The sequence below is a fragment of the Pseudomonas sp. SIMBA_041 genome, assembly GCF_046535095.1.
Classification (GTDB): domain Bacteria; phylum Pseudomonadota; class Gammaproteobacteria; order Pseudomonadales; family Pseudomonadaceae; genus Aquipseudomonas; species Aquipseudomonas mucoides.
In genome coordinates this window covers 1-275 of the sequence record NZ_JAWRXJ010000264.1, presented here as the reverse complement: position 1 = coordinate 275, position 275 = coordinate 1, and the positions used below count along the sequence as shown (strand labels likewise).

Below are 275 nucleotides of genomic sequence, written 5' to 3'. Positions count from 1 at the left end.
AGGCGTAGGGGGTGGCGGGCAACTCGATGAACTCGGCGCAGGCACCGTCCGCGGTCATGCGCCGGGCCCGTTCCGGCAGCAGCCGGGCGTGGTTTTCCACTTGCCAGCGATACCAGCTCAGGCGCTGCACGATCCGCCGCCGGCAGGGCTCCGGCAATTGCCCCAGCAGGTCGACACTCTCGGGCGCCCAGCGGGCTCGGGTCGAGTAGTAGCAGAACAGGTTTTCCCGCAGGCCGAAACAGTCCTCAATGCTTTCCTCGACGCTGTACGCGTAG

Annotated in this window: 1 pseudogene; it reads right to left on the bottom strand. The window is 67.3% G+C overall.

The window, feature by feature from the left end:
- A pseudogene (locus SB725_RS31120) lies at positions 1-275 on the bottom strand (hypothetical protein); the annotation flags it as partial.